Raw genomic sequence first — 22489 nt, 5'->3', positions numbered from 1 at the left:
CTACATTCTTTTTGAGCGATGCAATGCCTCCAGATAATAATAGTCGGCATAGTTGATAGGCACATCGATCTCATCTTTGGCAGGATAGTTGCCTGTTGAATGGAGGAGTAGAAAGCCTTGCATGGTACCAGGTTGAGGCTGATATCCTGATTCCAAAGACAAGATGATATGATTGGCAATACGTCGATATTCCTTGGCCAATGCAGCATCAGAATAAGTAGCCAACTCATACAAGCCTGAAGCGAATACAGCGGCTGCCGAGGCATCACGAGGTGCATTGGGAATCTGAGGATCGCGCATATCCCAGTAGGGTATCATATCCTGAGGCATATCTTTCTGCGAGAAAAAGAACTTGGCAATCTTCTGAGCCTGACGCAGATAAGCCTCATCGTGGGTATAGCGATAGCACATGGTAAAGCCATACAAGCCCCAAGCCTGACCACGGCTCCAGACAGACTCATCGAACAATCCCTGATGAGTGATACGTTTGATGACCTTGCCATCCTCTGGATTGTAATCCACCACATGATACGACGAGCCATCCTCACGGAAATGATGGGCCATCGTGGTGTTGGCATGACTCACAGCCATCTGAAAATAACGCTTGTCGTTAGTCAGTCTGGAAGCCTCGAACAAGAGCTCGAGATTTATCATATTGTCGATAATAACAGCATACTGCCAACGATCGGGAGTACCCCAGCTCCAACTACGGATACAACCAACCTTCTCGTTGAAACGAGTGGCAAGCGTCTTAGCCGACTGAATGATAACATCACGATAGGACTGCTCACCCGTGAGCCGATAAGCCTGACCAAACGAGTTATACATCATAAAACCAAGGTCATGGGTACCTTTATGGTGTTTTACCTCCTCTATCTTCCAGGTGTTCGACACAGCCTTCTCGCGCCAGAAAGGATCGTGCGAGTACTCATACATCTGCCAAAGAGAACCTGGAAAGAAACCTGAGCACCAGTCGTACATACCCACCAAACGCAATGAACCGTCTTTCTCAACACAGCGAGGCATGAACTTCGACTTGTCCTTTTTCTCTTTTCTGGCCTGTTCCGTATTCTTCAACAGGAATCGCAACTGGGTATCGGCGGCCGCAAAGGCATGGTCAGCCTTATCGGGCTGGTAATACAACAGAAAGAAACGATCAGAGAAACGCTTTATCATATGCTGTTGTGCCAATTGCAGATAATCAGTACGCTGCGGATGCAGCAACCAGAGTCGATAGAGATCCTGCGCAAACAGATTCTGTTTGTAATCCCACTCTCCTATCTGCTGATAGGGCCACTGCTCAACCTGCTTTCCTAAATACTTGGCAAGGAAATCAGCCGCTTTCTCCAACAAGGGGAGCGCCTCGGGCTGCAACTCGAAGGAAACAGAACGGGCAATCTGGAACACGTCGATGATATGACTCAGATTATACTGCGAATAACCAAACGCCAGTGTACGTCGGAGTTCACGAGGCTGTCGACCGTCGCTGTTGATCTGTGGCTCCATCCGTTTTGTGTAAAACTCACCCAGATATTGATTCATCACCTTTTGGTTGCCCACATATTTGGCATAGGCAATTACCTGCACATCATGAGCTGTAGAGTGGTTGTTCAGCTGCTGACCTTCTTCAATACCCTGCTCACTGGTCAAGATCCAGTTCAGGAACTGTGAGAACCATTGTTTCAGCACCTTGGAATCCTTGGAAGTCATCGATTTAGAGTGTTCCAACAATTGTACGGCATCAAGCATCTCGACCAATGAATAGCCATCGATGACACCATAGCAACGTCCTCTCCCATCGAACTTGCCAGGAATAGTCTGAGCATAGTTCAGATTGGGATTCATACGTGTGGACTTGTTAAAGAACCACACGCGAAGCTGTTCAACAGCCTTCTGTGCATAGCGTTCATCGTTACTGAAGAACCAAGCCAACGAAAGCGTGGTAACACGTCCTGCCATTTCTGCCAGTTTGGGGCGATCGTATCTCTCCAGTTCTGGATTCGATACACCATCACGTGCCACATAAGGCAGACCATCAGGCTGATTGGGGTCAGGCCAGTAGTAGCGCGACAAACTGAGGTAATCATGCTTATCGCCACTGGCTGCTGCTTTTTCTTTCATCATCACCGATACTGGTTCAGCCTGTAGTTGTTTGTCAGCCTCCTTTATCAGCTGGTGATAAGCCGTAGCATAGGCCGGCTGTTCCAGGCAGGATTTTACTTGGGTCAGGTGCGCGCCGTCCCAAATGGACTGCGCACCTGCCTGCATAACTAACAAAACCAACTGTATGAATACAACTAACCTAAACTTCTTCATATCATGAAATTACTTAATCGAAACTTTTACTTTGTAGTTCTGTGTAAAGCAATGCACTTCATACAGACTGTTGATATTGTTGGGCGTGTAAATGACGCCATCTGCCGAACCGTTCGATATTTTCACTTTACCATCAACATCCACATCCTTGGGATCGAAGGTGGTTACGTTGACATCGCCAGTTGCGCCATTCAGAGCCTTGAAATAGATACTCTGTACACGGTGGTTATCAGTTTCATCGGGGCCAGTGAGTTGCCATTTCATCGTGAATGCGCCATTGGCATCTGGTTGCAGCGGATTACCATTAGCATCGACAATCTGGAAATCGGTGCCCAGTGCCAGATTGGTATCCACATAATAGTAAGCCTCTGCGTCGAAAGCACGCGAGCCAGCACACCAGAACTGTACAGGAATATCAATTGTCTGCCCCTGATTAACGGTATAGGCAACCTTATTGTCTAATCTACCCCAATCCTGGAATCCGAAATAGAATACATTCTCTGTTTCGGGGTTGTCGTTACCCCACGCATCGTCGCTACAGCTTGAGAGCGACATGCCAACGATCATCATGCAAGCGGCACATGCGATCTGATATATTTTCTTTTTCATAAATACGTTCTTTTTAGTTTGTTTGATTGTTTACCATCCTGGATTCTGAACAACATTGCCATCAGATGTAGCAATCTCGTAGGTTGGGATGGGATAATAATAGTCCTTACTAGGATTAAAAGAGCGGGCACCAGCCTCCTCAATCACATAGATATCGGCCTGGTCGCAAACCTTCTGTCCCTTGTACATACCACCCTCGGTAGTCAGGCGACTCTGCAAATCCTCACGCTGGGCATTGGTATCGTCCTCATTGTATTTCAGACCAAGCATGGTGACTGGCAGAACCTGCTCAGCAATCTTCCAACGAATGATGTCGTTGTAACGCAAACCCTCGTCGATAAACTCCACTAAACGCTCACGACGAATCTCATCAAGAATATTCAGGCCGTTCTGCTGAGCAAAGCTATTGGTCAACTTTGCCTCAAACCCACTACGGGCGCGAACGGCATTCACTGTCATATTCAACTGTTCATCGGTAATGCTACCATTCAGTTCATAGAGAGCTTCTGCGTATGAGAGCAGAACCTCAGCATAGCGGATCACCATCTTATCAACAGTCTCCTTGCTATTAGTAGTCCACTCGTCAATCATGAAGCCCTTCTTGATACCATAGCCGTTGCCGTGCTGATTGCTAAAAGGCATGTAGCCCCCCTTATAAGCCTCTTCGTTCTTATGATAGATGGTCATAGCCAGGCGAGGATCGCGGTTTTCAAAGATATCATCGTAATGCGTTTCTGGAATCATGGCCAGTGTACTCTTCTCACGAGGCAGACCATCGGTATAGAGATACTGGTCGATAGCTTGACGAGTCACGCTGACACCATTCTCCAACTGGCGAGAGTTACCATGCGAAATGGTAGCACCTGCACCATTAGGACCATACACCTTCACAAACACGTTTTCCTTGTTCTGACGCCCCTCGCCATCGAAGTAGAATAGTTTCTGATAGTCGGGATACAAGGCATGCTTTCCGCTGTTGATGAGACGTTCTGCCGCATCGATAGCCACTTGGAGGTGTGACTTTGGATCGCTGGACAGACTGTGATACTTTGAGAAAGTTCCCTCATAGAGTCCGATACGCATCATCAGCGCACGAGCAGCAGACTTGGATACACGTCCCCAGTCGGACTCGCTGCTTACAGCATCAATCTCTGGCAACCACTCTTCAGCAAAACTCAGATCTTTATAACACTGCTGGACGACCTCTTCTCTTGGGGTGCGTGCCATTTTGATATCCGGATCGCTGGTAGAGTCGAAAGCCTTCAGAATCAAGGGCACGTCGCCATATTTCTTCACCAAATCGAAGAAGTGGAAAGCACGAAAGAAATAAGCTTCGGCCGTCCAGCGATTCTTCTGGGCATCAGTCAATGGAGCCACGCTACCCTTAGCTATGATATTATTACATACACCTATTCTATTATAAGGGTTTGTCCAGTCGCTCGATGTTGAGGGCAGACTCCAGTTACCACTCGATGTACCATTGGCTGATGTACCGATGATATCGTCGGCACGACGGTCGTGGTCGAAACCAGGCAGGTCGACATACAATTTATTGCAAGCGCCACGCAGGTCTGTCTCACTCTGCCAGAATGTATTATCAGCCAGTGTGGTCTCAGGCAGACGATCGAGTTCACACCCCGTCAGCAGCATCATACCACAGACAGCACCTGCTACATATATGGATTTGAGGATTATCTTTTTCATAACTCTTTCTTATTTCATTATTCAATATTCGTTATTCATTATAAAGTTATATTCACACCGAAAGCCCATGTTCGGAAGAAAGGATAGTAGTTACGTCCAACATTATTGCCCGACTCAGGATCGAACACCTTCAGGATGTCAGACTTCTCCCAGACATCGCTACCGCTGATGTAAACACGCAGTTTCTGGATGTAACGCTTTGAGAAAGGAATGGTATAGCCAAGCGTAACATTCTTCAGACGCAGATAAGCTGCGTTCTGCACCCATTTGTCTGATGGCTGGAAGTTGAACATATCGCCATTGTAATTGTAAAGACGTGGCCAGAAGGCATCTGGGTTATCTTCGGTCCAGTAGTCGCGATGGATAGTCCAAGGCATCTGATGGGTGCGGCCGAAGGGGGCGATAGCTTCTGTATCTATAAGTAGTTTGCGTTTTCCAACACCCTGAAACATCATCGCGAAATCGAAGCCTTTCCACTGAGCAGAGAGGTTCAGACCATAGAGATAACGTCCATTGGCATCACCCAGATAAACCAAATCGCCGTGGTTTTCCTTTGTTCCATCGCCGGCACCTACCTGATGACCTATGTTTCCATCCTTATCTGGCTGAGTGAGGTAGCGTACATCGCCACCGCCCACCTTTCCATCGCTGAACGACTTGTAGCCTGGATGTTCTTCCTTATACTGTTTATATTCTTCAAGACTGCTCCAATAGCCATCGGTCTTATACCCCCAGATGGTATTCAAGGCATAGCCCTCGAGCAAGCCAACTGTTCCTGCAGAAATCACATCGGCACCATCATACTCCATCAGCTTGTTCTGGGCATCAGAGATATTGAAGGCCACCTGATATCTGAAGTCGCCGATACGGTCGTTCCATTTCACTTCGAACTCCCAACCCCAAGTCTTCAGCTTACCAACATTCACATTAGGGATACCAATACCGATGGTATGAGGTAACTGGAGTTTAGACAACATGTCGTTATTGTACTTCCAATAGTAGTCGAACGAGGCATTCAGTCGACCATTTAACAGACCGAGGTCAACACCCACATTGGTTGTCTCGATGGTCTCCCAGGTTTTATCCTTTGAAGCCAACTGACTCTGATAGTACGACTTCTCACCCATATAAACCGTGCTCTGTGAGATGGTAGGGATATAATCATAGAGACCTAAGATAGCACCATTACCCAACTGACCCCATGAAGCACGCAATTTCAGGTTGCTAACCCAATCGAGCTTGAACCACGTCTCCTGGCTGACACGCCAAGCAGCTGATACAGAAGGGAAGGCCTTCCAACGCTTCTCTGGAGCCAGACGTGAAGAGCCGTCGTAACGGATGTTGGCCTCAAGCAGATAGCGATCGGCATAGTTGTAATTCAGACGACCGAAATACGACATCATCGACCAAGGGGCGATGTTATCACTAAGAGAGGTATTGGTAGCCTCAGCTGAATCATAGTAGTTGAACGAATAGAAATCGTTAGAGTTCATATTCTTGGCAGTAGCCGAGAACTCATCTTTGCGATAGTTTTCATAGGAAGTTCCAGCCAACAATTTGATGTTGTGTTTCTTCACGTCGAACTCATAATTTACGGTAGCCTCGAACAGATCATGATAATCATTGTTCTTGATACGATAGAGCTGATTCGGATCGTTGTACGACTGACGCTTATTATTACCAGTCATGCCATACCAAACAAGATAGTGACGCTCTGTGCGACCGGTATAGTAACCAGCCCGGCGACTGGCATTAAGATTAATACGCAGCCCTTTTACCAGATTCTTAATAGTCAGGTCGCCCTTGCCGATAAAGCTCTCATAAAGAGTCTCAGCCTGTCCTCCCTCTTTCATCAATTGGATGGCATTGAACTGCAGGTCGCCATTATAAGGATTCACATCGTAGTTTACGTCCTCAGTAGGATTGTACAACAACTGACGAGCACGAGATCCATAGAGATTGTTCAGAATAGCACCTGCACCAGCCGATGGTGCATTGTTCTTCTTGGACTGATACTGCATGTTAACGCCGACTGCGATATACTTATTGAGTTCGGCATTCACTTTCGCATGCAGATTCACACGTGTATTGTCGTTCTTACCATACTTCAGCATACCATTCTTATAGAAATAGTTACCAGAGATAAGGTAGTTGATACTCTTGGAACCACCTGATACAGAAATGCTATGATTGGTTTGGTCAGAATGGTTGCGTGTACCCTCGTCGACCCAATTGGTAGCCGAGAACTGATCCCAACGACCATTGGAGTTATTAGGACGATAGTTGAAGTTGCGGTTACCAACCCAACTTGACTGCTCCGGGTTCCATTCTGGTTTACCTCCCTGATTCTGACGACCAATATTAATCCACTCCTGCTCCTCCCAGGCCGGCAAACGTTCTGGCATATTGCCAGGCAGGTTGGTAGCATAGTAACCGCTATAGCTGATTTTGGGTTTACCCTCGCCACCATTCTTTGTGGTCACCAGCACAACTCCGGCAGCAGCACGAGCACCATAGATAGCACAAGCTGCAGCATCCTTCAGTACAGAAATACTCTCGATATCATCGGCATTGAGCAACGATAAATCGCCTTCTACACCATCAATCAACACAAGTGTTGAGGTAGAGTTGACCGAAGAAAAACCACGGATACGCATACCGCTGGTCTCGCTGCCTGGCTCACCACTGCTACGCAGTACTGCAACACCAGGCAGTTCACCCTGCATTGCATCGAGCACATTACTCGATGGCTTAGCAGCCAGTTTTTCACCATCCACAGCCGATACTGCACCTGAAAGGTTTACCTTCTTCTGTGTGCCGTAACCCACAACAACCACTTCTGTCAAGGTTTTGTCGTCTTCAGTCATCAGAATAGTACCCTGTGCCTTGGCTACGGGCAACGACAAGCTCTTGTAACCAATAAATGTAAGCTGAATGGTAGCTCCATTCTTGACGCTTGTGAGAGAGAACTGACCATCAAAATCGGTCACAGTACCATTCGAGGTACCTTTTTCAAGTACACTGACGCCAATCATAGGTTCACGCGTGCTGGCGTCGAGCACGGTTCCCTTAATGGTTTGGTTACCTTGTGCCCAGACACTGGCTCCCATCAGTAACCACATGCAGCAGCTTAGTACCAGCTGCATGCCTCTTGTTGACAATGTTTGTTTTCTCATATAAACAGGTATATTAGTTTGAAAATAAAAATTGATGCCGCAAAAGTAAGTCAAATCTTCATGCATTACAAACTTTCTGCCACATCACGATTACTACAAACAACATTTATCACTACATCAATGATTTCTCATCAAAACGCTATCTCGTTAATAGTCAGCGGGTTCTATTATATAACCATTACATCAAAGTTTCAAAAGAAATATCTCATTATTGTTGCACGATTCGGATATATTGCTTATCTTTGCCGAAAAATAGAATAGGTATGAGGAAATGGCTGTTAACACTAATGACTGTTGCAACACTGCAGACAATGGCCCAGACGCCTTGGCAAAGAGCAGTGGTAAACCATTCGCGTCAGTCGTACCATTCTGGTAACCAGAACTGGCAGATTGCGCAGAGCATGGAAGGGTGGATGTATTTTGCCAACAACAACGGACTATTGGAATATGATGGTGCCAACTGGAACACCTATCCACTGCCTGGCCACACCAAGGTAAGATCGGTATTATCAGTGGGCGACACCATCTATGTGGGTGCCTTAGGCCAATTCGGATGTTTTGTCAGAAACAGCAAAGGCAAGTTGATTTACCACGACCTGTCAGGGCAGATAGGTCAGAAGGAGCAGGTAAACGTCTGGCACATACACCGCATCGGTAACGATATCTACTTCCAGACCGACGGCACTTTCTACATCAATGATTACCAGACACGCCTGCCCAGCCACCCTGGCGTACACTATTCGACGGTAGTCTACAACAAGTTGTATCTCACCTCATCAAAATCAGTTTCAGTGCTGGTAGGGCAACAGTTTGTGCCACTTAGCGGTATCGATATCCGCGAAACCTCAGACATCGTAGCTATCCTGCCTTGGCAACAACAACTGCTGATGGTAACCAGTCAGAAAGGTCTGTACCTCTATGGCAACAACCGCTTGCAACCATTTACGCTCGAAGGATGCAGGATTCCTGAGGGATTACAGTTATCGTGCGCTGCACTCTCCGGATCGACCTTGGCATTAGGGACCCTGCGCGATGGTGTAATACTTCTGGATCTGGCTAACCGTACCGTCGACAGAATCTCTACTAACAACGGTCTGCAGAACAAGACAGTGCTCTCTGCCTCCTTTGATGCCGACCAGAATCTGTGGTTAGCACTCGACAACGGCCTTGACTGTATACAACTCCAATCACCATTACGATTCCTTAATAGCCGACAGTCACCCATCGGCAGCGGCAACTGCAGTGTAACCTATCAAGGCAAACTTTACTTTGGCACCAACCAAGGATTATATGTGATGGCCAATCAGCAAATCAGCTTTATTGAGGGTACAGGCAGTCAGGTGCTCTGTCTCGACACCATCGGCGGTCAACTGTTCTGTGGCGGTCGACAGTTCTTCCTGAACATCAACGGCGACCGCATCACCCGCTACGCCAATCGTGGCGTGTGGGGTGTACGACGGTTGGGAAACCATCCTGATGTACTGCTGACAGGCTCTTATTGGGGATTACGCCTGATGCGTCAGACACCACAAGGTTGGACGATGGCAGAAGAGGTGAAGGGAGCCGACATATCAGCCAAGACCTTCTATATAGAAGATGTGACAGACGCTGTCTGGGTGGCAAACAAGGAGAAAGGCCTCTACCGCCTAACCCTCTCTGACAATCTGCAGAGCGTCAGGACCAAGAAATGCTATAACTCAGCAGATCTGCCTAAGGGCGATAATGTACATATCGCTAAGATTGATGGTGAAATGGTTATCGCCAGTCGCCAGGGCTTATTCCGGTATGACGCAGCACACGACCAGTTAGTACGTCATATCGCACTCGAGAAACGCCTGAGCGGTACAGCAGCCTATACCTATATCTATCAGTCGCCCGATGACCAGATCTGGTATGCCACCGATGGTGCCATGCACGTGAGCGACGGCAAGTTACATCGCAGCTATCTGAACGACTGTCTGATGGCCGATTTCGAGAGTGTCAGTTTCACCAACCACCATCAAGCCGTAATAGGTACAGAAGATGGTTTTGCGTTGCTTGAGAACCAGCAACCACAGGATACGGCCCGTATCATCCAACCATACATACGTCGCATCGTCATTGGCAACGGCACCGACACACTCTACTACAAAGCAGCGAGTCCGCAGATTAAGTGGGCCAACAATTCGATACGTTTCGAATACAGTGCCAACAGCTACGATCCTACGCAGACCGTGCGATTCAGCTATTGGCTCGAAGGCTCTGGCGAACGCAATTGGAGCCCCTTTACCCGTTTACATATCAAGGAGTACACTAATCTGCCCGAGGGACATTACGTGTTCCATGTAAAGGTTGTCACCTCCGATGGCGGTGAGGGCGGCATAACCAGTTTCGAATTCACTGTTCTGCCGCCATGGTATCGTTCGTGGTGGGCCTACACCTTATATATAATAGGTATCATGGCAGCACTCTACGTCATGTACCTGCGTATTGTACAGAGCAGCCAGCGACTGATCCGCGAGAAAGACGAGAAAATCGAGAATCTTGAGGAGGAAAAACTGGAGATAGAACTGAGAGCACGACAAGATGAACTGGTGCGTTCGCGTATGAACGTGGTCCGTAAGAACGAGATGCTACAGGAAATCAAAAAGACCGCCGTAAGCATCAATAACGGACTGAACGAGGAAAATCTTCCAGCCATCAAGCGCCGCGTAGTACGATTGATTGGTCAGATTGATACCAACATCGAACACGATGAAGACCTGGAAGCCTTCCGCAGCGAGTTCGACAGTGTACATCACAACTTCCTCAAAACCCTTGGCGAACGCTTTCCACAGCTATCGCATAAGGAAAAGATGCTCTGTGCTTACCTGCGCATGAATCTGATGTCGAAGGAGATTGCCCCACTACTCAACATCTCCATCCGTGGTGTAGAAATCGCCCGCTACCGTATCCGCCAAAAGCTTGGTCTCGAACAAAAAGAAAGTCTCACTGATTTCCTCCAATCACTATAAATGCAGCGAAGCGGATTGTTCTGAGTTAAGGAATTCATGAATTAAATAAGATTTCGTCATACGCATAGTATCTATGATAGAAAATAGATGTACCTTTGCAGCATGTTTGAAGTGATGATGACATTGTTTGCCATTGTGATCGTAGGTTACGGAGCTGGCAAATTAGGTTACTTAGGAGGCGACTTCGATAGACAATTGTCGAGGTTGGTGATTAATATGACTTGTCCGGCGCTCATTCTATCGTCGGCGATGACAGGCGAACTGCCTGACCGCGAGTATATTCTCCCATTGCTCTTGATTAGCGTGATTACATACGCTGTTCTGACGGGCGTGGCTTTTCTATTGCCACGTTACCTCACAAAGAAGAAGGACGACGAAGGCGCCATTGGCTTTGCCCTGATGTTTGGCAACGTAGGATTCATGGGCTACCCTGTGGTAGCCTCCATATTTGGTCATGAGGCCGTGTTCTATGCTGCTGTGCTGAATGTAGTGAACACCTTTGCCGTGTTTACGGTAGGTACAATCCTCATTACTGGTAAAAGCGACGTGGAACAAAAGCGATTTGAGAAAAAGGTGCTCTACTCTACCCCGATGTTAGCCTGTTATCTGACCATGCTGATTGTGGCGTTACGCATTGACAACATCCCTGAGGCCATCAGTGCTCCACTCACGATGATTGGCAACATCACCGTTCCTGCAGCCTTATTGATTATCGGCTCATCGATGTCAAACCTGTCGCTACGCTCATTATTAGGTAACACTACCGTCTATACGACCACACTCTTCCGACTGGCTATCCTGCCCATCGGCATCTATTATCTGTGCAAGGCTTTAGGGTTCGACGATTTCGTAGTCAACATCAATACAGTCGTCATTGCCATGCCCGTAGCCACCTATGGCACCATCCTCTGCCTGAAATACGACAAAGACACGACCACCATCACAGGTGTGACCTTTATCACAACGCTCGTTTCGATGGTTTCCATCCCACTAATGGTCTTATTCTTCCTATAAGCAGATAGACACAGCCTATCAGCACATAAATGAGCACCACCTGAAGCGTATTGGGGTGCAATCCCTCGACGCTCGCCCCCGGCCAGGAGGCTATTGCCTGCAAAACGGTATTCAACCATTGCACCACATATAATAACAGATATGCTACCGATGGAAACGCCAGTACCACCAATACCAGCCACAGAATAACAAAAGCCGCAGGAATGACAATAAAGTTGGTAAGCAGGAAATAGGTAGAGAAACGTCCGAAATAGTAGGCCACCAGTGGTGCCACCGCAAGTTGGGCAGAACAGGATACAGCCACCATCCCCCACATCCACTTCAACCAGCGATGCGACATCAGGAATTCGCTCGGGAATACACTCTCGAACAATGGCACGAACATCAAGATGGCCCATACCGCCATGAACGACAGTTGGAAACTCACATCAAACAGCCACGCAGGATTCCACATCAGCAGGATAATGGCCGTAAAGGCCAAGGCATTGACAGACATTCTGTTGCGATGACCGATAGAGAGCAATCCGTAAACGCTCAGCATGATGGCAGAACGCATGGCGCTAATAGGCATACCAACGAGAAACACAAATATCCATACAGCCAGCAAAAGACATAACTGCGATACTGCCGGCCAGCGCCGACGAGGTAGAAACAGCGAGAACAGCATATAGACAATGCCCAGATGAAGGCCACTGAGCGCCAACACATGCGAAGCACCACTCACGGAATACGTTTCCTTCAAATCACGCGTCAATGCCGACTTATCGCCTAACGACATCGCCGCCACCACCGCATAGGTGTCACCATCGACGCCACCAGCCGACAAGCGCTCTAACAACACACTGCGCTGATGGATGAAATAAGTCTGACAACGTTCCAACTGCGAATCAGTCAAGGTCTCTGCTGGAGCCGACAAGTGGCGTTGCATCAGCCACATACCCAACAGTAAGCAGCACACCACGATGGCCCCCGACTGCCAATACTCAAACCTTCGCAACAGCAGCGCTATCACCACCATACCAGCCAGTACAGGGAGTATGAGTATGGGAAACGCCACATAAGTAGCAATGATGATACCTATGATCATACTCATCGCCACCAGCACCAATGGACACTTCACAAATATTCCGTTTCGCATACCAATTGACAAAAGTACAACTTATTTTCTTATTCTAAGAAAAAAACAAAATTAATTTGGCTTTTTGCTAACTAAATAGTAACTTTGCAGCCGCAAACATATAAAAATGTAAGAAATGGAAATGGTAGATATACCCCTGTGGGCGTGGATATTGTTCTACATCATGGTATTCGTGATGTTGTTCATCGACCTGAAATCTTTCGGCAAGAAAGGCCAGCACGAAGTGAGCGTATCCGAAGCCCTGAAAATGACAGCCGTGTGGATAGGTGTTTCGCTGGTGTTCTGTGGCGGCATCTATTTGTTCTATCCTGCCGCTCCGCAAGAGAAGGCGATGGAGTTCTTAGCAGGCTATCTGATAGAGAAATCGCTCTCGATGGATAATCTGTTTGTATTCCTGATGCTTTTCTCATTCTTCGGTGTTGAGCGCAAATACCAGCACGAGGTGCTGTTCTGGGGTATCTTTGGTGCCTTGGTGCTGCGCAGCGTCTTCATCTTTGCCGGCACAGCTATGATTGCCCAGTTTGAATGGATACTCGGTCTGTTTGGTATCTTCCTGATTTACACAGGTATCAAAATGTTCAGCCATAACGACGACGAACAGGTTGACCCTTCGAACAACATCTTCGTGAAGTTGTTTAAAAAATTCTTCCCTGTCACAGACCGGATGCACAAAGACAAGTTCTTCATTATCGAGAACGGCAAACGACTGGCAACCCCACTGTTTATCGCCCTTCTGGTGATTGAGACCACAGACGTAGCCTTTGCCGTCGATTCCATCCCCGCAGTATTCTCCGTGAGCCGCGATCCCTTTATCGTACTCACTTCGAATATCTTCGCCATCCTCGGCTTGCGTGCCCTTTACTTCGCCCTGGCTGCAGTAGCCAAGTATTTCACCTATCTGAAATATGGACTGGGCATCATCCTGAGCTTTGTAGGCGTGAAGATGCTCCTGGCCATGAACGAATACGTCAATGCAGCAGGCGAGATGGTTGGGCTGAACATCAACATACCACATTGGGAGATCCCAACGACCTGGTCATTGGCTGTCATTTTCGGCGTGCTGGTCATGTCAATGTTACTATCTGTATGGATATCGAAAACTAAAACTAAGTAAACATGGATTTCAGAAACTACACCAACGATGCTGTAGAACTGCTGAAGGAGCTGATTGCCATTCCCTCGGTAAGTAGAAACGAGACCAAGGCAGCCGATAAGATGGCTGACTATCTGAGGCTGTGGAACCTGCCATTTGGACGTGAAGGTAACAATCTGTGGGTAGGCTGTCCTGATTGGGACAACAATCGCCCCACCGTGATGCTGAACGCCCATATCGATACCGTAAAACCTGTTAACTCATGGACGCACGACCCATTCTGTCCAACCCAAGAAGGCGACTTGCTCTACGGATTAGGCGCCAACGACTGTGGTGGCGGACTGGTGGCATTGCTGCAAGCATATCGTATCATGCTCAACCGCCATCGCAACTATAACCTATTATGGGTTGCTTCGGCCGAGGAGGAGATTTCGGGCGTAAACGGTTTCAGCAGAGTTCTGCCCTTACTACCCAAGATAGACGTAGCTATCGTAGGCGAGCCAACAGGCATGCAGCCAGCTATCGCCGAGAAAGGTCTGATGGTGATTGACGGCTACGCCCATGGAAAATCTGGCCACGCTGCCAGAAACGAAGGCGTAAATGCTATTTACGAAGCCCTCGACGACTTGGTATGGCTTCGCGACTATCAGTTCAGAAAAGTAAGTCCGCTTTTAGGTGCAACCAAGATGACGGTAACCGTCGTTGAAGGCGGCACTCAGCATAATGTAGTTCCCGATACATTACATTTCATTATTGATGTGCGCACCAACGAATTCTACCAGAACGAATTCTTATTTAGTTTTCTCTGTAAGAAGATGACCAAGTGCGAGCTTCGTGCCCGTTCGTTCCGTCTGCACTCATCATCCATCTCGCCCGACCATCCACTTATCAGGAGATGTATCGAGCGCGGCATGCAACCCTTTGGATCACCCACTCTGAGCGATCAGGCCTTGATGCCATTCCCTTCATTCAAGCTGGGACCTGGCGAGTCAAGTCGTTCGCATGCAGCAAACGAGTTCATTAAGATTTCTGAAATAGATAACGCTATCAACACCTACATAGGATTGTTGGACGGATTGACACTTTAGTGCCTATCTGGCCAACCATCCCTCTGGGTTTAGTTTGGCGCTACCCTTGCGCAATTGGAACTGCATCAACCCCTCAGCACCCACACGACCGATGGTCTGTCGGGTGCTTACTTTTTGTCCTCGACTCACGCTGACAGATGCCAGATCGCAATATACAGACAGGTAGCTTCCATGACGCACGATGACTACCGTAGTGCCAGCATAACTGAACACTGCACTCACCTCGCCATCAAAGATACAGCGTACAGCAGCGCCTGGCTGTCCCTTGATATCGATACCTTTCTTATCAAGTGTTACATGCCCCTTCACATCTGTAACGTGATTGGTTCCAAAGTGGTTCACAATCCGATAGCCACCTACAATAGGCATAGGCAGACGGCCACGATTACTCTCGAAGTTACCACTCAGCAGGCGGTCTTCAGACGAAACAGTATAAATAGGCTCTGAAGACTTTCGTGCCTCGGCCACCTCCTTTTCATGTGCTTTGGCATCAGCAGCAGCCTTACGCTCTGCAGCAAGTCGCTCGCGCTCAGCCTCTGCAGCTGCACGTTCTGCAACAGCCTTCTCTTCAGCATTTTTACGAGCAGCAGCCGCACGAGCCTCTGCCTTTGCTTTCTCTTCTCTCGCCTTGGCCTCAGCTATTCGACGTTCGTTCTCTTTGCGGGCTGCCTCGGCAGCTGCCTTCTTTCGGGCCAATTCCTCTGCCTTTCGCTTGGCTTCAGCCTCAGCAGCCTTCCTGCGTGCTTCGGCCTCGGCACGAGCCTTGGCACGGGCTATCTCCTGAGCAATCAGACGGTCAATCTGAGCATTCAGCTCTGCATCACGTTTCTTCTGCTGCTCGATGATACCCTGAATGGTCTTCTGCTGCTTCTGCAACGAAGTAACCATCTTCTGCTGTTCTACCTGTTTCCCTTCGAGTGATCGACGCTCCATCTCATCTCTCACCAGCAGGTCGTTCTTATGTTTCTTGGTATCGGTCAGTTCATCGTAAGCCTCAGCCACCTGCGCCTTCATCGATTTCACCGCCTCTGCCTGATTCTGCTGATAAGAGGCATATTCACGCACAAAACGTAACCGACGATACATCTGCGACAGATTCTTGGCACTAAACACAAACATCATGCGACTCTGCAAATCACGGTTACGATGCATATAGCGCATCGACTTGATGAAACGCTGCTTACGCTCTTCAAGCTCACTCTCCAGATATTTCATATGAGCCTCCAACGTGTGAATATCACCATCCAGACGATTGATATCATGACGAATGGTATCAATCGACTTACGTTTATCGGCAATCTCGTTGTTGATAATCAACAAACTCTGGAGACGTTTCTTCACATCACGCTCATTAGCCTTCAGCTTGCGTTGCTGCTCTTCAATTTGCCGACGAACACGCTGTTGTTCCGTTTTCAAACTATTAACAGTAACAGGCTGTTGAGTTGAACTACCTTTTTTTGAAGTTGTCTTCTTTCTTGCGGTGGTCGACTTCTTAGCGGTGATAGTCGTACGCTTCTGGGCAGACTTTTTTTTCGCCTGCTGGGCTATAGCAGGCGAAGAAAAAGCGATGAGTGCCACCAGCACCATCACCAGATAATCTCTACGGAACACTCTACTCATCATAGAGCCATGAATCGGCGGAGTATCTCATCCACAGTTACCTCACGATATTTGTTCGACACTTCGGTACGTGGCTCCCACTCGGTATCCGTACCTAGATAGTTCAGCGTCACAGCCAATTTAACCTCCTTAGTGGGAGTTGTCAGAGTGATACCATGCTTCTTGGGGAACATCTTGCGACCAAACACCTCGTAATCAGAATAATCCCAGTTCAACTGAGTGTTACCATTGAAACGGTCCTTATAGAGAATGTTCGCCATACGGATCAGGGCAGTATTCTTACTTGCCAACCAACTGTAATCCATCTTGCCACTCTCCAGACTGATAATCATATCATCACCATTCTCAATAGTTGTGAAGTTGCCATCACCACCACTCTTCGACTTATCAAGAACCACTGTCTCGCTACCTTGGTTAGGTCTAAAAAGTTCGTTCCAGAACAAAGCCTGAAGAGCCTCAAAGTTCAGACCGCTGTTACGCAGGAAGTCAATCTGACGGTATGGTGCCTTGAGGTACTGCTTATTGATACGGTCCATAATCAGCACATAGTCCTTGGTGAATTCGAGACGTCCTGCCTCCACAAATCCGAAGGCCATCAACTGCAGACGAATCACATCATTACGTCTCATCTTCAGATTGCCAGTCAGCGTCAGTTTCTGTGGACCAACCTCGACTGAGAACTTAACCTTTGAGGTAATGAACTTTGTCGTCTGCTGATTCTCACGCACCTGTGTAACAAAGTCGGCAGTCTTCTGCTGTCCATACATCGGTATGGTCTCAGCTGCCTTCTTGTGCGATTTACACGACACCAGCACCAATGGCAATGCCAATACGGCCAATCTTACGATACTCTTTAGTTTCATTATCGATCTGTTTTTTGTTTTATTTTATCTGCATGTTCATGAATCACGGAATTGTCCTGCGACGCATCCAAATTCTGTAGAGCCTGGTCAATATAAATCTTAGCCTCTGAATAGCGGCCTAACATATAAAGGATCCAAGCATAGGTATCCAAATAGGTAGCATTCTTAGGTTCGGCCTTGATGGTCTTAAAGCTCATCTGCTCCGCCTTTGAGAGCTGCTCACCGTTTTCACTCAAGTAATAGGCATAATTGTTCAAACAGCCCATATTATCGTCTTTCCACTGCAAGCAAGAGTCATACGCCTCATATGCTTCTTTGATCTGTCCCTTCTGATGCAGGATGTCACCCATCACAGCATAGAAGTCAGAGACAATTGCCGGGTCACTATCTTCTCTGATGACACCGATACCATTCTTGAAGGCAGACAGGGCCGCATCCAAACTGTCACGACGATAGTAGGCTACACCTTGATAATAATAGAAAGCCATTTCGTCAGGATTATACTGACGGGCATCCTGGCAGAGCGAGATGACACGTTCCATATCGTCAGCCTCCCAGGCATAGCCTATCAGCTGCAAGCGGGCCGACGAATTGTCAGGAGCAATATCGAGCGCCTTGACTAACACCTTACAAATGCTGTCCTTCGGCATCTTCTTCACATTCATATACGAGGCACAGAGGAGAGCCATGTTTTCATCGGTTTGAGGCTGTTTCAGAATCTTGTCAAACAGCTGGAGAACTCTGGTACTATCGCCTCCTGCATTCTCACTGCCCGAAATCTCCTGACGGAGCAGGTGGATTTTCTCTTCCATCGTGGCATTCTTATTCAAGAGTACACGTTCTGTCAGAGAATCGGCAATCTGCCTATGTCCCAAAGCCTGATGATAGGTACGATACGACATCAGCACACGATTGTTCTCTGGCTCTCCCTTCAGTATCTTATCATACACCTTCAATGCCTGTTTCAACTTACCATTCATCATCAGCGTCTCACCATACAGTGCCAGATAATTAAAATCATTGGGATACTTATCCGAGAGCGATTTGATTTCAGCAATAGCAGCCTTCTTGTTGCCCTGACGGGTATAGATTTCACTCTTAGCCACTGAGAGACGTTCGCTCTTGCCATCGATAGCCTCGATGCGATTCAGAACCTCAATAGCATGAGCATAGTCATCTACCTGCTGATAAAGCTGAAACAACATCTCCAGCAAATCCTCACGCTCCTTGTCCTGTGCATAGATCTTCTCGAAAACGGGGATGGCCGACTCGTAATCCTGCTGACGAAGATAAGCTTGCGCCAACGTTTCCAGATAAGTACCGTTATCAGGATCGAGCGAAGCCGCTTTCTGTATATACTCCAGACTTTTCCCGTTGTCCTTCAGTGCGTTATAGTATTGAGCTAAAAAGAAATAAGCCTCTGGTGCATTAGGATTAATCTCCAAACAATGGCGCAACAAATCAAAGGCGGCATCATTGTTCCCCTTCTGGCGCTGCACCATAGCCTCAAGAAAGAACTCGTCATAGGTCCGTTGCCCGTAACCAACAGTTACGGATAGCATCAGCAACAACGACAGTCCTATTTTCTTCATTCCTATCATTACTTCACGCCAGTATGTCCATATCCTCCCTCACCACGTTCGGTCTCATCAAGCACCTCCACAGAGACAAACTCTCCCTGTTCATGACGAGCTATCACCATCTGAGCAATACGCTCACCATCCTCGACTACAAAATCCTCGTTCGAAAGGTTGATAAGCACGACACCAATCTCACCTCGATAATCAGCATCGATAGTTCCTGGGGTATTCAGAACTGTAATACCCTTCTTGAGTGCCAGACCGCTACGAGGTCTTACCTGAGCCTCATAGCCAACGGGCAAGGCAATATGCAAGCCTGTTGGAATCAGACGGCGTTCCAGAGGTTTCAGGGTAATCGGTTCGTTTATATTAGCTCTCAGATCCATGCCAGCACTCTGCTCAGTAGCATACTGTGGCAATGGCTGGTGACCTTTGTTTACAACTTTAATTTTCAGCATTCTTTAAAATATTATTTTAATCAATGTGCAAAGGTAGTGCTTTTACCTAAGAAATTGCCTTTTTGAACCCCATTTTTTTGATTTTTTCGTTAATTTCTGCGAAATATGCGGCTACTGCGCGTATTTTTCGTACCTTTGCACCCTGATTATGATGAATTGGCAACAACTGATATCGAACAAGCGCCTTGGTCAGGAGCATCGCCATCCTGAGCGCCACGACGACAGAACAGAGTTCAAACGCGATTACGACCGTTTGATTTTCTCTGCTCCATTCCGTCGGCTTCAGAACAAAACCCAGGTCTTTCCCCTCCCTGGAAGCATCTTCGTGCACAACCGCCTCACCCATTCGCTTGAGGTAGCCAGTGTGGGCATGTCATTAGGCAATGATGTGGCTGCTCAGCTCATCAAGAAGCATCCGGAGTTAAAAGACGGTCTGTTTCAGGAGATTGGACAGATTGTGGCAACAGCTTGTTTAGCTCACGATTTGGGCAATCCACCTTTTGGTCATAGTGGCGAGAAGGCTATCCAGTCTTTCTTTACCGAGGGTGCTGGCAACGAGTTGCAACGTCAGGTGAGCTCCATCTTCTGGAACGACATGGTTCACTTTGAGGGAAATGCCAATGCGTTCCGTTTGCTCACCCATCAGTTCAAGGGGCGTCGTCCAGGTGGTTTTGTCATGACTTATTCCACTCTTGCAAGCATCGTTAAATATCCATTCTCTTCGAGTGCAGCAGGCAAGAAAGGTAAATTCGGATTTTTCGATTCCGAAAAATCCTATTACCGCCGTATTGCCGAAGAATTAGGAATCCCTTGCAAATCCGAGATTGGCGAACCTTTACATTACGCCCGTCATCCATTAGTCTATCTCGTCGAGGCTGCTGACGATATCTGCTATGAAATAATGGACATCGAAGACGCCCACAAACTTAAAATAATTTCACACGAAGAGACTACCCAACTTCTGTTAGCATTCTTTGACGAGGAGACCAAGATCCACATCCAACAGCGTATCGTCGAAGAAGGCGTAACGGATAACAACGAAAAAGTGGTATATCTGCGTGCCTGCGTGATTGGCAAGCTCGAGAACGAATGTGTTCGTGTATTCGTAGAACACGAAGATGAGATTCTCAGCGGCGAGTTCCAAGGCAGTCTCATCGACCATATCAGCGACACACCACAGAAAGCTTACAAGAACTGCTGCACGCTTTCTGTTGACCGTATCTATAAGAGTCGTCCTGTACTCGACGTAGAACTATCTGGTTATCAGATTATCCAGACTTTAATGGAGAAGTTTATCAATGCAGCGGTTCATCCTGAACGCTTTTACTCTAAGCACCTCATCAGTCGCGTATCAAGTCAATACGACATCGATGCCCCCGATCTTGAGACACGTATCATGGCTATTATCGATTATATCAGCGGTATGACAGATGTCTATGCACTGGATGTCTTCCAGAAGATTAATGGCATATCGCTACCTCTTATTTAACGATTGAATGATGAAGAAATTATATATTGAAACGTATGGCTGCCAGATGAATGTGGCAGATTCCGAAGTAGTTGCATCAGTGATGCAGATGGCTGGTTACGAGACCACCGAGAACCTTGAAGAGGCTGATGCCGTATTCTTAAACACCTGTTCTGTTCGCGACAATGCCGAGCAGAAGATTTTTAATCGTTTGGACGCATTGGAGGCAGAACGTCGCCATCGTCAGAAAACCCATCCAGAGAAAGAGCGTATGCTCATTGGTCTGTTAGGCTGTATGGCAGAGCGCGCTCAGCAGGATCTGCTCGACAACCACCATTGCGACCTCGTGGCTGGTCCTGATGCGTATCTCTCGCTGCCCGACCTCATCGCACAGGCCGAGACTGGTCATAAGGCGATGAACATTGAGCTCTCAACTACAGAGACGTATAAAGATGTTGTACCCCAGCGCATTGCCATGGGGCATAAGATTGGTGGCTTCGTCAGCATCATGCGTGGCTGCAACAACTTCTGTCACTATTGCATTGTACCTTATACACGTGGTCGTGAGCGTAGTCGCGATATTGAGAGTATCCTGCGCGAAGTACGCGACCTATACGAAAAAGGTTATAAGGAAGTAACCCTGTTGGGCCAGAATGTCAATTCGTATAAGTTCGAAGACATCAACTTCCCCACCTTACTCCGCAGAGTGGCCGAGGAGGTGCCCACCATGCGTGTGCGCTTCACTACCTCGCATCCTAAGGATATGAGCGACGAGACCTTGAAGGTCATCGCCGAAGTTCCCAATGTATGCAAGCACATCCACCTGCCAGTACAAAGTGGCAGTGATCGTATTCTGAAGCTGATGAATCGCAAATACACATGCGAGTGGTATATGGATCGTGTCAACGCTATCCGTCGTATCATTCCAGATTGTGGTCTTTCTACAGATATCTTCGTAGGCTATCACTCTGAGACTGAAGAGGATCACCAGTTGTCACTCTCATTGATGCGTGAGGTTGGCTACGACTCTGCTTTCATGTTCAAATACTCTGAGCGTCCAGGCACCTACGCCTCAAAGCATCTGCCTGACGATGTGGCTGAGGAGGAGAAAATTCGCCGTCTCAACGAGCTCATCGCGTTACAGACAGAAATTTCGGCCATCCAGAACAAGAAGGACGAGGGCAAAGAGTTCGACGTGCTGGTTGAAGGATTCTCAAAACGCAGTCGCGAACAACTCTGCGGACGCACTGAGCAGAATAAGATGGTCGTATTCGACAAAGGCAGCCACCACATTGGTGAGATTGTCCGTGTCCGTATCACAGGCTCCACCAGCGCCACCCTTTTTGGCGAGGCATTGAGCTAATGATTT

At 47.7% G+C, this 22489-nt stretch carries 15 protein-coding genes; 6 read left to right on the top strand and 9 right to left on the bottom strand.

Features of this window, described 5'->3' with window-relative positions:
• From T491_RS0107680 to T491_RS0107665, 4 genes are read right to left on the bottom strand one after another with little or no spacing between them, the layout of a single operon-like run.
• The gene (locus tag T491_RS0107680) at window positions 1-2316 is read right to left on the bottom strand and encodes an alginate lyase family protein (RefSeq protein ID WP_028903381.1); all 2316 of its coding nucleotides are present in this window, start codon (window positions 2314-2316) and stop codon (window positions 1-3) included.
• A gap of 9 nt (window positions 2317-2325) precedes the next feature.
• A complete protein-coding gene (locus tag T491_RS0107675; protein ID WP_155950072.1) occupies window positions 2326-2925 on the bottom strand; it encodes a hypothetical protein in 600 nt (199 codons plus the stop codon).
• Window positions 2926-2955: 30 nt separating this feature from the next.
• The gene (locus tag T491_RS0107670; protein ID WP_028903379.1) at window positions 2956-4629 is read right to left on the bottom strand and encodes a RagB/SusD family nutrient uptake outer membrane protein; all 1674 of its coding nucleotides are present in this window, start codon (window positions 4627-4629) and stop codon (window positions 2956-2958) included.
• 38 nt (window positions 4630-4667) lie between these two features.
• A complete protein-coding gene (locus tag T491_RS0107665) occupies window positions 4668-7805 on the bottom strand; it encodes a TonB-dependent receptor (protein ID WP_028903378.1) in 3138 nt (1045 codons plus the stop codon).
• A 287-nt stretch (window positions 7806-8092) separates the two neighbouring features.
• Here T491_RS0107665 and T491_RS0107660 point away from each other — a divergent pair, with 287 nt between their 5' ends.
• Entirely contained in the window at window positions 8093-10798 is a 2706-nt protein-coding gene (locus T491_RS0107660) for a triple tyrosine motif-containing protein (RefSeq protein ID WP_197018824.1), read from the top strand.
• A 114-nt stretch (window positions 10799-10912) separates the two neighbouring features.
• Entirely contained in the window at window positions 10913-11812 is a 900-nt protein-coding gene (locus tag T491_RS0107655) for an AEC family transporter (protein ID WP_231480211.1), read from the top strand.
• On the opposite strand, the gene T491_RS15980 is transcribed toward T491_RS0107655, so the two are convergent.
• Window positions 11757-12950: a ComEC/Rec2 family competence protein gene (locus tag T491_RS15980; protein ID WP_051523031.1), complete on the bottom strand. Its 1194-nt coding sequence runs from the start codon at window positions 12948-12950 to the stop codon at window positions 11757-11759. The two genes, T491_RS0107655 and T491_RS15980, sit on opposite strands and share 56 nt — an antisense overlap.
• 121 nt (window positions 12951-13071) lie before the next feature.
• Between T491_RS15980 and T491_RS0107645 the strand changes: the two genes are divergently transcribed.
• Both T491_RS0107645 and T491_RS0107640 read left to right on the top strand, forming a co-directional pair.
• The gene (locus T491_RS0107645; RefSeq protein WP_231480210.1) at window positions 13072-14064 is read left to right on the top strand and encodes a TerC family protein; all 993 of its coding nucleotides are present in this window, start codon (window positions 13072-13074) and stop codon (window positions 14062-14064) included.
• A 2-nt stretch (window positions 14065-14066) separates the two neighbouring features.
• Complete coding sequence (locus T491_RS0107640; RefSeq protein ID WP_028903374.1) at window positions 14067-15131, top strand: M20 family metallo-hydrolase; 1065 nt, start codon at window positions 14067-14069, stop codon at window positions 15129-15131.
• A 3-nt stretch (window positions 15132-15134) separates the two neighbouring features.
• On the opposite strand, the gene T491_RS0107635 is transcribed toward T491_RS0107640, so the two are convergent.
• The 4 genes from T491_RS0107635 to dut are packed head-to-tail and all read right to left on the bottom strand — an operon-like array spanning window position 15135 to window position 19652.
• The gene (locus T491_RS0107635; RefSeq protein WP_231480209.1) at window positions 15135-16754 is read right to left on the bottom strand and encodes a murein hydrolase activator EnvC; all 1620 of its coding nucleotides are present in this window, start codon (window positions 16752-16754) and stop codon (window positions 15135-15137) included.
• Window positions 16751-17614, bottom strand: a complete 864-nt coding sequence (locus tag T491_RS0107630; RefSeq protein WP_081773296.1) for a DUF4292 domain-containing protein — start codon at window positions 17612-17614, stop codon at window positions 16751-16753. Before T491_RS0107630 ends, T491_RS0107635 begins: the two co-directional genes overlap by 4 nt.
• Window positions 17614-19206 carry a tetratricopeptide repeat protein gene (locus T491_RS15975; RefSeq protein ID WP_231480208.1) on the bottom strand — a complete coding sequence of 531 codons (1593 nt, stop codon included), beginning with the start codon at window positions 19204-19206 and terminating at the stop codon, window positions 17614-17616. Before T491_RS15975 ends, T491_RS0107630 begins: the two co-directional genes overlap by 1 nt.
• 8 nt (window positions 19207-19214) lie before the next feature.
• Window positions 19215-19652, bottom strand: coding sequence for a dUTP diphosphatase (gene dut, locus T491_RS0107620; RefSeq protein ID WP_028903371.1), 438 nt, complete (start codon window positions 19650-19652; stop codon window positions 19215-19217).
• A 151-nt stretch (window positions 19653-19803) separates the two neighbouring features.
• Here dut and dgt point away from each other — a divergent pair, with 151 nt between their 5' ends.
• The gene (gene dgt / locus T491_RS0107615) at window positions 19804-21141 is read left to right on the top strand and encodes a dGTP triphosphohydrolase (protein ID WP_028903370.1); all 1338 of its coding nucleotides are present in this window, start codon (window positions 19804-19806) and stop codon (window positions 21139-21141) included.
• A gap of 10 nt (window positions 21142-21151) precedes the next feature.
• Window positions 21152-22483, top strand: coding sequence for a tRNA (N6-isopentenyl adenosine(37)-C2)-methylthiotransferase MiaB (gene miaB / locus T491_RS0107610; protein WP_028903369.1), 1332 nt, complete (start codon window positions 21152-21154; stop codon window positions 22481-22483).
• The last annotated feature ends 6 nt before the right edge of the window (window positions 22484-22489 follow it).

Origin of the sequence: Prevotella sp. P6B4, assembly GCF_000619985.1 — a bacterium.
Lineage (GTDB): Bacteria > Bacteroidota > Bacteroidia > Bacteroidales > Bacteroidaceae > Prevotella.
This window is presented reverse-complemented; position numbering and strand designations above follow the sequence as displayed.